Raw genomic sequence first — 13,523 nt, 5'->3', positions numbered from 1 at the left:
TGTTAGTGGATAAATAGGGCTAGTAATTCACCTTTTGAATTAATTCCTAGTTTATGATAAATTTTCTTTACATGGTCGTTAACAGTGGTATAACTTATGTAAAGTTTTTCTGCAATTTCTTTATAGGACAATCCCTTCAAAAGATAATCCATCACATCAAGTTCTCGCTTGGTTAATAACTCTTCTGCATTTATTTTTTTCTCTTGTGGCTGTTGAGAAATTTTTGAAAAAAGCATCGATGCTATTTCAGGAGATATAAGTGCTCCATTATTTTTGATAATATCTATTTGTTCTATCAGTTTTTTCAATGATAAGGGTTTTAACAAATAGCCATTGGCGCCTGCTTTGACTGCCTCCCAAATAGATTCTTCACTACAAGAGCCACTAATCATGACAATGTGAGTATTTTTAAATTGCTCTCTGATTTTACTGATTCCATCTATTCCCGAAATACCTGGCAGACCTACATCAATAAAAACAATGTATGGCTCTGCCAAAAGCGTATTGCTTTGATTTAGAAAGCTCTCAATACTGCATGCCGAAATACTTACCTCTATATCAGGATATAAGGAAAAAAATGTTTCAATATTTTCTCTTAAGATTAAATCATCCTCTATGATTCCGATTTGCATACGTTATACTATTATTACATTCCTATAAATAAATTGTACTCAAAAATAAGAGGCGTATAACGGCAGATACAGGACTTTGACACAATAAAAAAATGACAAAAATCAGTATTGCAATAAATTTTTAAGAAGGGCTTTCTTTATGGAAGTGTTGACTACAGAAATACTTGGCGGTTTTTCTGATAGCCTACATTGCAAAATTGTGCTAATTTACAATGGGATACAATCCCTATTTCTAGGGGTTTTTGTTAAGAAGTTGCATTTTTTTTGCAAAAGTTTGAAGCAAAAAGCAATATATCCTTTAAAAATTTAGATAATTGCTCTTAAATAATGAGGCAAAATTAGCATTGAACGACAAGTGTTACCCCTAAATAAAAGGAGCTCCGATAATTTTTAAATCTATCTGACCGACAAAAATCGGTAACCTGTTGAACTTGATTTCTATAAATTGAGTAGTCTATCTACTTCTAATTTTGCCTTAACAATAAATATGCAGCCACTGAGGATAAATGCTATTCGGTCGCAAAGTTAAGATAAAAAGTAGTACCCTGATTTTCGGTGCTTTTAAAATGAATACTTCCGTTATTTAGCTGAACTAAATTTTTTACGATAACCAAACCCAAGCCTGTTCCTTCAATTTTGCCAACATTGTTGGCTCTGAAAAATGATGAATAAATTTTTCCTTGCTCGCTCGAAGGAATCCCTATCCCAAAGTCCTTGATTTGAAAATTAAATTGATACTTTTCAAAACTCATTATGATGATTGGATTGGGTCTGTTTGAAGAATATTTGAAGGCATTTGAAATAAGGTTGTCCAGTATATGAATCAAATGCTGAGGGTCTATCCAAATTTTATGAGTTTGTCCTATGATTTCTAATTGTACTTGTCGCTGGTCTTTTTGTTGTTGATTTTGTCGATTAATGATGAATTTGGTTAGCTCCACAATGTCTACTTCTTCACGGTGCACTGTGAGCTGCTGTGATTCCATTTTACCAATTAACAACGTTTCGTTGATGAGGTTTGAAATACGACTAATTTCAGATTGAATATTGTCAAGTTGTTTGGTAATCTTTTCTTTTTGTGTAAAATCAGAAAGTCTTGTATATGCTTCAATGATTTCGGCACTTGAGCGTATAGTTGCCAGTGGTGTTCTAAATTCATGAGAGGTCATATTGACAAACCGTAGTTTGAGCTGATTAAGCTCTTTTTCTCGTTGAAGAGACTTTAACATGCTCTCTTCTGCAAGTTTACGATCTTGAATGCTTCTTGAAGAGGTAATCATGCGGTCACAAATATCATAATCGTCAAAGAATACTTTGAGACTTGTTTCGAGCCAAAGGTACTCTCCATTTTTCTTTTTGAACCGATACGATATATAACTTAGGTTATGATTTGAAGCATTATTTTGTATTGCAATAAACTTTCTTTTATCGTCTGGATGAAAATAATCGAAATGGCACTGCCCCAGGAGTTCTTCGGGAGAATATCCTGTAAGTTGACTTATAGAAGGTGAAACATAGAGGTATTTGCCTTCCAGATTATGAATACAAACAATATCCTGTACATTATGTGACAAAATGGTATTGATTCTGGCATTTTCTTTTTCGTTTGTAATATCTCGTAAAGTACCAGAAGTACCCAAAACTTCACCATTTTTGCCTATAACAAGTGTTGCAAACACCTCGATCCATTTGATTTTGCCTGACTTAGAAATGTATCTAATGATATGTTTACAGTAACTTTTTTGCTGTGCTATTAGTGGAGCAAAAAGTAAAGCATTCTTTTGGACATCCTCGGGGTGCAAAAACTCATAAAAGGGACGTCCAAGACTTTCTTCTAAAGAATACTCAAAAATATTAATCCATGCTTGATTCAAGAATACCCAATTACCCTCTGCGTCGGTTTGAAATAATATATCATGCACATTGTCTACGATATATTTATATTGTAGCGCTTGCTCAGAATCAAAAGTTTGGATTGATTTTGGGAAAAACTGGATTAATATATAATCAGTATTATCATTTTTTAAGGGGCTTAATTTAAGTTCAAATATCTGATTTTCAAGCTCTGTAATATATTGTATAGTTTGTCCATGGCTCGCTTGAGTCATCGACTCACGAAGTTGCTTATTAGTAAAAAGAGTAATAGGCTGAATGTCTGAATGAGGGAAAGTCTGAACAAATGCTGGATTATATTTTAGAATTTGAAACTGCGTATTGATAATACATATAGGGTGATCTATATGCTGAATTAGTTGAGCAAAAAAATCATCCTCGATAGTGGCGGTATTGATAAGCATGAGTGAATAGTAAGATTAGGAAAAAACACAAAGCAAAACTTCTGAAATTCTCGCATTCAGACAATGTTTAGAAAGATAACTTAGTAGCCAAAGCGCTTTATTCTAAAACGATTAGCACCAATGATAAGAATCACCTATCTAAATAATACTAATTTAATCAAATTTAATTGCTGTAAGTTACTGAAATTCAATATTTTGTTGTAGCAATAAAAGATTGAACTTTTTAAGACATAGAACCAATGATTATACAAATTGGGGGGGCTTGCAAATAACATTCTTTCCTTGTATTATTGCTCAAAATTATTGCCTTTATGAACCCAAACAATATTTTGCATGATAAACCTATGATTAGTTTTTGGCTCTGAGTCAGCCAATCATGGTATATTTAAACTGCAAATTATCGCTAATTTAATTCCCCAAATCCTTATGAAAATTCTAAGTCAGTTAGAATTAAGGCAGTTTAAGTCTCATATTATTTCAAACCTAAATAGTCTAATGGATGGCGAAGAGCCTCAGATTTCAAGTAGTCCATCTGATGAAATATTTCTTGAAAAGGAAAGTTTAGAAAATGAGCTTATGTCTGTAGAATTCAATAACAATGAGGAATCATTCTAAAGAATGAGCCACCTGTTGGCCTCAACAGTATCGTGTAAGAGTGTCCGCCCAACACTCAATTTATAAGATACATACTCTTAGAATAAAATCCTCCTTCATGAATGAGCATTTGCTTTGTACTCCAAATATCTATGCTCAATTCAGCGCCTAAATGAAGCTTTCGTTTATTTATCTTTAAATTACTGCGTAGCTTAAATTTTATTGAGTAAATTTAAAAGCTATTTAAACACTAATTTTAGGATATCGTAGATACGTACCTCTACCTAAGTCTTTCGAGCTATTCTGGTAAAAGTGTTTGTCAGAATGGCATCACAGTGTTCATCATCTATGGCAATTACTGTGAAGTTACATCCATATTTTGTGAAAAATAAGATGACTTAATTACTTACTCTTGAATTTTATAGCTGCCCAATTCGGATGATAAAAACGCTCTCTCAACTTGAATTTCTGGTTGAACAATTGCCCAATGCTTCTATCGAACAGCTTCCTTATTTCACTGAGCAATTTCATGAAATACTGAAAGTCCTAAAAGCAAAAGGACATCAATGTCCTACACTCATACATGATGAGGAGCTGTCAGACTCACATGACTTCTTTATTGATTCGCTTTCAGAGTTATGTATTTGGGAATATTTCCCAAGTACTCAACAATTTGTTTTCTCTGATAATATTATCAACTACTGGCCTGATTATCAGCTGGGCAATAGGCTAGAAGATATTTTCCTAGATTCTGGAAAAGAAGTTTTAAAAAGATACCTCTCCAAAGCAATTAGTACCAAAAAAGGATTTGAAGTAGTACTACAAGCCAATGAGCGTGGAGAAAACCTCTGGTTAGAAGTTTCAGCCCATTGGAATCTTGCAAATTCAAATCAAGCAAATGCCAAAGAAGAAGTGCTGATGGGAATTATCCGTGCAATGAAAATTGGCACTCAAGATTTGCAAATCATTAATACCGAGGAGTCTGCAAATTTTGCCTATGATCTTTTGGCAGGAATTTCCGATGGTTTTGTCGTTATTAATCAAGACTGGGTTATTACCTACGCCAATGAACAATTGGCTAGCTCGATTCAAACAACCGTAGGACAATTGATTGGTAAAAATGTCTGGCAAACATTTCCCGAATTTTCAAGTGGACCATTTCAAGCCACTTGTCAGGATGTAATGACTAACCGCCAGATGAAGGTAATGGTTAACTATTTTACACCTTGGAATACCTGGTTTCAGAATAGAGTTTTCCCTGCGTCAAACGGTATTGCTATTTTTTCAACTAATATTACCTATGAAAAACGCCTTGAACAATCTCTTATAAAAAGCGAGGCAGAGTTAGAATCATTAGTGGAAAATATCCCTTATGGCGTCTTTTCGTTGGATTTATCCTTTCGTTTACTAAAATATAATGGAGCTTTCAGGAATTTTTGGCTACAGAAATCTGGCGCTGAACCGCAAGTCGGCATACCACTACCTTATGAAATATGTAGTGTCGCCAATCTGGTTGATTGTGATATATTCTTTCAAGATGCGATTCGAGGAAAAAGCACAACAATTGAGCGAAAAATAGAGATATCAAACTCTGAGCAAATATTTGAAATTAGTATTAATCCTTCCTATAATGCTCATCATGATGTTGTTGGTATAACTGTTCTAATGAATAACATTACCTCCAGAAAGCAAACAGAACAGATACTTCTTGAAAATCAACAAAGATATCAATCTCTTTTTGACCAAAACCCCGACGGAGTGTTTTCTTTAGATTTTGAGGGAAAATTCACTTCTGCCAACGTGGCTTTGGCCGATATTTTGGAATACCCAATAGAGGCACTGCTAAAATGTCAAGTAAGTAGCTTTTCGGAATTGGCATTTTCAGAAAACCTTCAAGAAATTCTACAAAAGACTTTAGAGGGTACTTCTCAAAGTATAGAAATTGGTATTTATACAGGTACAGGAATCCCCAAAAGGGTACATCTTACATCAATGCCTATTGTACTCAATGGACAATTGCAGGGCGTATATGGCATTGTGAAAGATATTACCAGTAGTTTTGAAACTTCACAAGCTATTGTAGCCAACGAACAAAAATGGAAACGTGCATTAGAGGGTAGTCTACAAGGTGTTTGGGATTGGAGAGTATGTGAGCAAAAAGTCCATTATTCAAAAATTTGGAAAGAACTTATTGGCTATGAAGAAAATGAAATCGGTGAATCATTTGATGAATGGTCTTCTCGGGTACATCCCGAAGATATTGACAGAGTTTTGACTTCTGTGCAACAATTGATTGTTGATGAAATCCAGTATTTTGAAGAAATATATCGTTTCAGACATAAGAAAAATCATTATATATGGGTACTTGATAGAGGCGTTGTGATGGAGCGAAACACTCAAAAAGAACCTATCAGGGTAGTTGGAACATTATCGGATATTTCTCAGCTCAAAGAAGTAGAAGAGCAACTTCTGAAAAGTGAAAAAAATCTTACTGATGCCCAAAAAATAGCTCGTATAGGGAGTTGGGAATTAGACCTCCAGAAGAATAGTTTGGATTGGTCTGATGAAATATTTTCTCTGTTTGGTTTAGATAAAAAAACTTCCAATGCCACTTTTGAGACTTTCCTTCAATATATTCATCCTGATGATAAAGATACCTTTCTTGAGGCTTATCATCAGGTTTTTATAGGAAAAGAGCGGTTGAATATCGAGCATCGTATTGTACTACCTACAGGCGAGATACGGTATATACACGAACGAGGCGAGTTAATCACTAATGAATCTGGACAAAGTAAAGCTATAAAAGGCACTTCACAAGATATTACCGAACGAAAACAGATAGAGCTGAGCTTGTTACAAGAACGTAATTTTTTGAAGATTGTAATTGACAACATTCCAGCGTATATCTATTACAAAGATACTGAACACCGACATTTGTTAGTCAATAAAAGTGGCTTAGACCTATTTGGGGTTTCTAAAGAAGAAAGTTTGCTTCATCAATCAGGGTTAAATTTGTTGGAAGAAAGCAGCGCCAATTTGTTGAGAGAACAAGAAGAATATGTAATGTCTTCGGGCAATGCTGTATCTAATATTAAAGAATATTTTCTAACAAAATCAGGGCAAATAAAATGGTTATTGTCTAACAAAGTTCCCCTTCATGATACAAGTGGAGAGGTAATTGGCGTGGTTGGAGTGAGCCGTGATATAACTGATTCAGTCAAAAAAGAATTAGAGCAGGAACACCTCTGGACTATATCAAGAAAACTCAATGAAATCGAGAACCTTCAAGTGGCTATCTATGAATCACTGAGAATTTTGGCGTACTATTTGGACTGTGTTTATGCCGAAGCTTGGATGCTTAATCTCAATCATTCCAAACTCAACCTTCACACCAATTGGTTTGCTGATGAATCTGTTGCTTTAGATTTTACAGGTTTGGCTTTTGAAGACCTCAAACGAGGAGAGTTTTTGCCAGGTATGGCATGGGCTACCCAACGTATTCAGGAATGGGATCTATCTCATGGCTTTATTCCTTCGACCGAAAAGCGTATTATCGAAAAACTAGACTGTCGTTCGGGTGTGGCGTTACCCATTATGTTTCGTGGACAAGTCATAGCTGTTTTTTGCTTTTATTCTACCGAAGAACACATCTCGAATGCCACTGATTTTTTTGATAATGTTTCACGACAAATTGGAGTAGATTTATCGAGACGAAAAGCTGAAGACGAACTTAATATTTTCTTTAATTCCTCTCCAGATTTTTTATGTATGCTTGACGCAGACTTTTGTTTTACCAAACTCAACAAAGTCGCTACCGAATGGCTTTATGGTACCGAACAGTCGCTTATGGGTAAGTCTGTTTTTGATTACGTCTATGAGTCGGATAAAGAAAAAACGCAACAACAGATTTCTTTATTGGCTCAAACACGTCAGGTAGGCTATTTTGAGAATAGAATCCTTAAAGACGATGGAGAGGTTCGTTGGTTGGCTTGGACGGTTGCCTCCATTAAAGAACAAGATAGGGTAATTGCAGCAGCCAAGGATATTACAGAGAAAAAACATAGTGACCAACATTTGAGTCTGTACAAGCACTTGCTTGACAATATGAACGATTTGGTGTGTTTGTGGAGCCCCGAAGGAAAACCTATCTACGTCAATAAATCTTTTTATGAGTTTGCAGGTGATTTTACAGACATTGTCGATAAAAAAATCCCACTTTTAGAAGAGCCTCTTGCTCAGAATATTTTTGATGCTGTACTAAATGGTAAGCATGTGAGTCAAGATGTTGTGATTTATGATAAAGAAGAAGATTGGATAGATTATTATGTGAGTGCTGGACCGATTGCGGATGAAAATAATCAAATTGTTTCGTTGTTTACCATCTTTACTGATATTTCTGAGCGCAAGAAACATGAGCGTGATTTGGAACAATACAACGTTCAAATAACTAATATTCTTGAAAGTATTACAGATGGATTTTTTGCTGTAAATCACCAATATACAGTCACTTATATGAATGCAGAAGCCGAAAGGCTTTTGGGAATGAGTCGTAATTTCCTCATCAACGAAAACCTCTGGGATACCTTTGGTCATGGAGCTCCTTTGAGTTATTATTCCGAATATACTCGTGCCATCGAAGAAAATGTTTCGGTATCATTCGATGATTATTATGCGCCAGGCAGAAGATGGTTTCATATCAACGCCTATCCATCCGAAAACGGTCTTTCTATTTTTTTTAGAGATGTAACTGAGCAAAAATTAAAAGAACAATTAGACCGAATCGAAAAAGCGGCCTTAGAATACAACACACTTCAAGACACTACTTTGGCACAAGTACTGGAATATTACATCAACGAAGTACAAGAATTGCAAGGACGGACTTTTATTACAACATGGCAAGTAGAGGGTAAAGAGTTGAAAATGTTGGTAGATTCGAACTTGGATGAAAACTTGGTTACCTCTATCGAAACTTTTGGTTTTAGTACCAATCCAAATGAAGATGGAGAATACACTAGTTTATTTTTCCCACATAAACAATTCGTAAAAAACCTTGCTTTAATGCCTCAATGGCAACCTTTGGTAGGAATGCTTCGTGCACAACGAATCAAAGCGTGCTGGTCGATGCCAATCGTTGGGGCGGCTAATAAGATTATTGGAATATTAGCTTATTTCTTCAATGATGAAAGAGTTCCGTCACGAGAAGAAGAGGTGGCGCTCGAAAATGTGAAGCGAGTAGTAACGCTTATTATGGAAAGTAAACTTGCCGAATTAGCCCTACGAGAGAGTAACGAACGCTACAATTTGGTAGCCAAAGCAACCAACGATTTGATTTGGGACTTGGATATAGAAACCAACGAGATTTTGTGGAGTGATAGTATAAGCCAAATATTGGGCTATTCGCTACAAGAAATTACAGGGGATTATTATTGGTGGCTGTCGAAGGTACATCCCGATGATGCCGAAAGAGTGAACCATGGTTTACGAAAACATTTGGTAGATAAAAAGCTCCACTGGGAAGACGAATATCGTATTCTATGTGCCGACTATTCTTATAAATTTGTTTATGATCGAGGTTTCACCCTTTATGATGAAAACAATAATCCAGTGCGAATGATTGGGGCGATTCAAGATGTTTCGCCATTAAAAAAAACGGAGTTAAAACTAAATGAGTTGAATATAGAGCTCGAAAAAAGAGCTAGTGAGTTAGTTGCATCAAATGAGGAACTTGAACGATTTGCTTATGTTGCCTCGCACGACCTTCAAGAGCCTTTGCGTATGGTCAGTAGTTTCTTACAGCTTTTACAGAAAAAGTATGATACCCAACTCGACGATCAAGCAAAAAAATACATTTATTTTGCAGTAAATGGGTCTGAACGCATGAAGCAACTGATTCTGGACTTATTAGAATATTCGAGGGTCGGAACCAATCGTGAAGCATTTATTCTGGTAGATTTGAATGAAGTTGTGACAGAAGTTATGCAGATTTATGATGAAAAAATCAAAAATGAACAAGCAACAGTATTGGTCGGTAAATTACCTATCGTGGATGGAAATAGAGTACAACTACTTCAATTGGTGCAAAATTTGATTGGAAATGCACTTAAATATCGAAGAGAAAAAGACCCTATTATAAAGATTGAATTAGAAGAAACAGAAAATGATTGGATATTTTCTTTCAGTGACAACGGAATTGGTATAGATTCTGCATATTTCAAAAAGATTTTTATCATTTTCCAAAGACTACACAGTAAAACAGAATATTCTGGAACGGGTATTGGTCTGGCTATTTGTAAAAAAATTGTTGAACGCCATAGGGGTAGGATGTGGGTTGAAAGTATTGTCGGCGAAGGCAGTACTTTTAGATTTACCTTACCCAAAAATAAGCCCAAGTTTCTAGAGATAAACTTGTAAAATGAGAGAATGTCAAGCAATTAGTTTAGTACAGGTAATTTGGCTTTGTACTTACTTCATTCTTTTGTATTAACTATATCACCACCATGATTACTATAAGACCACAACAATTGAGGATACTCGTTGTAGAAGACAACCTCGGAGATTACATACTTTTTGAGGAGTATTTACACGATACGGGGCTAGACGTAAAGGAGGTTCGGAATGTCATATCGGTAGCCGAGGCTAAACAAGCATTGGCTAATAACGATTATGATTTAGTATTCTTGGATTTGTCTTTGCCTGATAGCATTGGTATTCAGTCAATTATAGATTTGAATAAAATGGCCGCTCATATTCCAATTGTGGTACTTTCGGGTATGGAAGATACACAAACTACCACCGAAGCAATCATTAATGGAGCACAAGATTATCTGATAAAAGGTGAATTAGAGTCCAAATTACTCTCAAAAACGATTCGTTATAGTATTGAGCGCAAGCGTAACCTTGAAAGAATAAAACAAAGTAATGAGCGCTATACCATGGTATCTAATGCCACAATTGGTGTTGTTTGGGATGTCAATTTAGCTAATAACGAAGTCGTTCGTTCGGGAGATACATTTTTACATACCCATGGCTACGAGGAAAAATCTTTTACTTCTGATTTTGGTTTTTGGGGTGAAAGAGTCCATCCAGATGATATAATTGCGGTAGAAACTGTTATCAAAAACCATTTACTTTCTCAAAGTAACAAATTTTGGGAGTATGAATATCGTTTTCAAAATGGTTTGGGGGAGTATTTTTATGTACATGACCGAGGTTCTGTAATTTATGATGACAATGGTACCCCTGTAAGGATGTTAGGTACTATGATGGATATAACTGAGCGAAAAGTTTCGCAAGAAAAACTGCGTATATCTGAATATAACTATCGTCAAATTTTTGATAATAATCCTAATCCGATGTGGATTTATGATAGTTCTACTATGGAGTTTTTGGAAGTAAACCCAGCCGCTATTCAGCATTATGGTTATGACCGAGAGGAGTTTTTAGAAATGTGTATGGAAGATATCTGTCCTAAAGCCATGCAGAGGGAGTCTTTAACACTAAAAAATAGTATTTTACAGGTACATTTAAAAGCAGGTTACGAAAAAATCATTGTTGAAGTTACGGCCTATCCTATCGATTTTGCAGGCCGTAAGGCTATGCAAATGCTAATTCGTGATGTTACTGAGAAAGTAAGAGCCGAAGAGGAAAAACGTATTTTAGTACATGGCTTAGAGTTATTTCGTAATGCTTCGTCTCTGACCAAAGGGCTAAATGCTTGTCTTGAAACCATTCGAAACTACTTGGGCTGGGAGCACGCAGAAATCTGGATGACTGACTATCAAAAGGAATATATCCGACTACAAACCTATAGTTACACTACTGAATTTGTGCATTTTCAAGAAATGGTCGAGCCTTTTTTACACAAAGAAGTAAATCTGAGTCAAACAGTATATAAGGATAAACATAATCGTTTGAACCCTATCTGGTTGAATAATCTTCATGATATGAAAGATTTTCAACGAACCAATGTTTCAGACAAAATAGGTGTCCATTCGGCTATCTCTATCCCTATTATTTATGACGAAAAGCATATTGGTTGGATGGTGTTTTTTAGTAAAGCCAATCATCAAGTAGATGACAGTATCTTGACTTTTCTGGGAGAAGTTTGTAAGCAACTAGGTGCTGAAATAGAAAAACGAAATGCCGATGAAATGCTTAATCACTTCTTCTTGTTAAGCAATGATTTACTGGGTATTGCTACGCTTGATGGTTTTTTTGTTAGAATCAACAATGCTTTTTTACGTGTTTTGGGCTATGAAACCCATGAAATCAATGGGCATGATGTATTGGATTTTGTACATACAGATGACAAACAGAAAACGCTTGAGGTACTTGGTGGTATTCAGGAAAAGGCTTCTGTTTCGGTAATGGAAAATCGTTTTATTGCCAAAGACCAAAGCGTTCGTTGGATTTCTTGGTCGGTTACTTATTTGCCCGACGAAAAACTCATATTTGCTTCGGGACGAGATGTAACTCAACAAAAAGAAGAGGAATTACAGTTACGTTTGCGTGAATCAGTGATTACCAATAGTAACGATGCCATTGTAATTACTGAGCCCAATGTCGAAAACGCATGTCATCGTGCGGTTTACTATAATGCTGCTTTTTTAAGACTTTCTGGATTTGACCCAAGTGAAATCAAAGCGAATCCAACCTTGATGCTTGTTGGCGAAAAAACAGATTTGGAGGCACTTACAAAAATTGAAGATGCCATCAAAAACTGGATGCATGAAGAGGTAGAAATTATTGTTTATCGTAAAAGTGGAGAGGAATTTTGGGCAAGTTTGGAAGTGGTGCCTGTACCCGACGCCAAGGGTGATTTCACTCATGCAATATCGGTTTTTAGAGATATTTCGGCACGTAAAAAAGCCGAAGCCGAGCGAGAAGTTTTAATCAAAGAATTAACAGATAGTAATACTGATTTAAAGCAATTTACCTTTATTACCTCACATAACTTGCGCGCACCATTATCTAATCTAATGGGTATTTTGGAGCTGGTAGAGCCAGATTCAATTCGAGATGAAATGACGTTAGAATTACTCGATAAATTTAAAGAGTCTACTCACTTACTCAATCAAACTATCAATGATTTGTTGAATGTTTTGGTAATTAAGAATCAGGTGAATTTAGAGAAAAAACCTTTGTGTTTGAATACAGAATTCGACAAGGTTAAATCCTCAGTCGGGTATCAAATTAGGGAAGCAAATGCCTTATTGCAAACAGATTTTAGTGCCATGAGCAAAGTCAGCTTCGATTCCTCTTATCTTGAGAGTATTTTGTTAAATTTATTAACTAATGCCCTAAAATATCGTTCATTGAAGCGACCACTTGAAATACAGGTGTTTACCAAAGACACACCGAATTACGTAGAGCTACATTTTGCCGATAATGGCATTGGTATTGACTTGAAGCGCCATCGAAGTAAAATTTTTGGACTTTATCAGCGTTTTCATGATTACCCAGAAAGCAAAGGATTAGGACTTTATATAGTAAGTTCTCAAATTAGAGCACTTGGTGGAAAAATCGATGTACAAAGTGAAGTTGACAAAGGCACTACTTTTATTGTGTATTTTGCTAAATCATAGGCTTTTGAAACGAAATTTCTCAATATTGAGTTGAAGAAATGTAAGTACCCTCAAGAGCATTAAATTTACTTTGTAACATCTATTTCGATAGTCGTTTACAAAAGCTTAATTAAATTATGTCAGAAAAAAACTCCTTATCCGCTAATATTATCAGAGCGTTCCTAATTATAGGAAAAATCGAAGGCTACAGCTATTTGTTTTTGTTGTTTATTGCAATGCCTTTCAAATACATTTTGCATAAACCCGAAATGGTCAAAATTGGAGGTACTATTCATGGAGTGCTATTTGTCGCTTTTGTGACAATTATTTTAGCCATGATTATTCAAGTAGGAATGACCTTGCGTAAAGCTATGTTGGCATTCTTATTATCTTTAGTTCCTTTTGGGACTTTTTACTTGAAAAAAACACTGTAATCG

At 35.5% G+C, this 13,523-nt stretch carries 5 protein-coding genes; 3 read left to right on the top strand and 2 right to left on the bottom strand.

The features are described 5' to 3' along the window. Positions 1-2: 2 nt before the first annotated feature. Positions 3-632, bottom strand: a complete 630-nt coding sequence (locus QM491_RS16345; protein ID WP_283328609.1) for a response regulator — start codon at positions 630-632, stop codon at positions 3-5. Positions 633-1,141: 509 nt separating this feature from the next. After that, complete coding sequence (locus QM491_RS16340; protein WP_283328607.1) at positions 1,142-2,929, bottom strand: sensor histidine kinase; 1,788 nt, start codon at positions 2,927-2,929, stop codon at positions 1,142-1,144. Between the two features lie 1,032 nt (positions 2,930-3,961). Between QM491_RS16340 and QM491_RS16335 the strand changes: the two genes are divergently transcribed. From QM491_RS16335 to QM491_RS16325, 3 genes are all read left to right on the top strand, one after another. Further along, positions 3,962-9,934 carry a PAS domain S-box protein gene (locus QM491_RS16335; protein WP_283328605.1) on the top strand — a complete coding sequence of 1,991 codons (5,973 nt, stop codon included), beginning with the start codon at positions 3,962-3,964 and terminating at the stop codon, positions 9,932-9,934. A gap of 86 nt (positions 9,935-10,020) precedes the next feature. Beyond that, on the top strand, positions 10,021-13,107 hold the full coding sequence (locus QM491_RS16330; protein ID WP_283328604.1) for a PAS domain S-box protein: 3,087 nt from the start codon (positions 10,021-10,023) through the stop codon (positions 13,105-13,107). Between the two features lie 116 nt (positions 13,108-13,223). Continuing rightward, entirely contained in the window at positions 13,224-13,520 is a 297-nt protein-coding gene (locus QM491_RS16325; protein WP_283328603.1) for a DUF3817 domain-containing protein, read from the top strand. The last annotated feature ends 3 nt before the right edge of the window (positions 13,521-13,523 follow it).

The organism is Flectobacillus longus (assembly GCF_030056705.1).
Lineage (GTDB): Bacteria > Bacteroidota > Bacteroidia > Cytophagales > Spirosomataceae > Flectobacillus > Flectobacillus longus.
Note: the sequence above shows the minus strand (reverse complement) of the source record. Positions and strands in the feature narration are given on the sequence as shown.